This window comes from Methanolobus psychrotolerans, from assembly GCF_002243045.1.
Taxonomy (GTDB): Archaea; Halobacteriota; Methanosarcinia; order Methanosarcinales; family Methanosarcinaceae; genus Methanolobus; species Methanolobus psychrotolerans.
Genome location: NZ_MBKP01000085.1, coordinates 1 through 2,027 on the forward strand (window position 1 = coordinate 1; position 2,027 = coordinate 2,027).

Here is a 2,027-nt window from a genome sequence, read left to right on the forward strand (position 1 = left end):
ACCTTAAGTTCGTGTATAGTAAGCATGCACATATCAGATTTCGCCTGGACAAAGCAAGACAGACAGGCACGGATTATTAGTAGCCGCGGACTGAACACCTCGTTGCCTTGGTGCGTACATCCCGACCCTATCAAACCGGTCTTATACCGGGATCCTTAATGTGGTCTCTTTTTGAGTCAGATTTCGAGCTTAGATGCATTCAGCTCTTATTCCTTAGCGCGTAGCTGCTCAGCAATGCCCTGTCGGACAACTGATACACCAGTGGCGCCGCTACTCTGTTCCTCTCGTACTAAAAGTAGCTTACCCTCAGACCACTAACACCTCTAGTAGATAGTAACCGACCTGTCTCACGACGGTCTAAACCCAGCTCACGATCTCCTTTAATAGGCGAACAACCTCACCCTTGGCCGCTGCTGCACGGCCAGGATGGAAAGAACCGACATCGAAGTAGCAAGCTGCCGGGTCGATATGTGCTCTTGCCGGCAACAACTCAATTATCCCCGGGGTAACTTTTCTGTCATTTTTGGCTCGCACCAAGCGAGCACAAAAGTTCGCTAGAACCGACTTTCGTCTCGTCATCCACTACTGTGCTGAATAACGTCAGGCTGACTTATGCTCTTGCACTCTTCAGTGGGTTTCCGACCCACTTGAGTCAACCATTGTGCGCCCTTGATATCTTTTCAAGGGCGTCCCGCCCCAGGCAAACTGCCCACCTATCGGGGTCCTCCTCTCGGAGTTAGGGTCGTAATTTCAGAAGGGTAGTGTCCCAACGGCGACTCCAGTGATGCTGGCGCACCACCTTCGATGTCTCCTACCTACACTGTACATCCAAAATCACAACCCAACGACAGGCTGCAGTAAAGCTCCACGGGGTCTTCACTTCCCCCTAGAGGTCTCTAGACTGTGCACTAGAAAGTAAGCTTCACCGGACTCTGGCTAGGGACAGTAGAGCTCTCATTGATCCATTCATGCAAGTCGCCAATTAAGCGACAAGGTACTACGCTACCTTAAGAGGGTCATAGTTACCCCCGCTGTTTACAGGCCCTTCGATCCGTTGAACCGGAGTTTCAGGTACCTGCACTGAGCAGGATTCAGAGATCGTACTAGCCCTTACGGGTTTGCGATCTCCTATGTTGATATTAGACAGTTAGAGCTCTCTTGTCACTGCGACCTGCTGTCTTCACAGCAGGCACTCCTTCTCCCGAAGTTACGGAGCTAATTTGCCGAATTCCCTTAGCCAAATTGTTCCGACACGCCTTAGCCTTTTCAGCTAGGGGCACCTGTGTCAGTTCTCGGTACGGACCCTTGACTCCCTTTTCACGGGTTCCCGGGTGCAGCTGACTTTCGCCATAACACATTCCTCCGCTTCTCGCCATTACGGCTCTCCACGGGATTAGGTGCTTAGACGGCGCGACGGCGCCGCTCAACCTGCCCAAAAACGTTGGTTTTAATGTCAAGAGGTACAGGAATATTAACCTGTTTCCCTTTTGGCGTACTCGAATTACGGTACGTCTTAGGACCGACTAACCCTCGGCTGACGATCATTGCCGAGGAAACCTAGCCCCTTCGGCGGATAGGATTCTCACCTATCTATGCTGTTACTGTTACCAGGATTTTCGTTTCCGCACGGTCCACAGGACTTCACAGCCCTGCTTCTGCCCGAACGCAACGCCTTCCTACGAGATCACCTTACGGTGCTCCGTGGTATCGGTGGTCGACTTGAGCCCCGTCCATTTTCGGGGCCCCAAACCTCGACTGGTGGGCTGTTACGCACTCTTTAAAGGATAGCTGCTTCTAAGCTAACCTTCCAGCTGTCTAGGGCTTAGGACACCCTTTAGTATTAACACTTAGTCGACACTTGGGGACCTTAACCACGGGCTGGGTTGTCTCCCTTACGGACTACAAGCTTACCCCAGTAGTCCGGACTCCGATCTTCTCAGACGACGGTGAGTTTGGAGTTTGACAGGTAGCTGAGGAATTTCTTCCCCGGGACCACCAATCAGTGCTCTACTTCACCGACTATCTCC

The 2,027-nt window shown here is 51.9% G+C and carries 1 rRNA gene; it reads right to left on the reverse strand.

Going from position 1 to position 2,027, the window contains the following annotated elements:
- Positions 1–56: 56 nt before the first annotated feature.
- A 23S ribosomal RNA gene (locus tag BB781_RS16000) occupies positions 57–2,027 on the reverse strand; the annotation flags it as partial.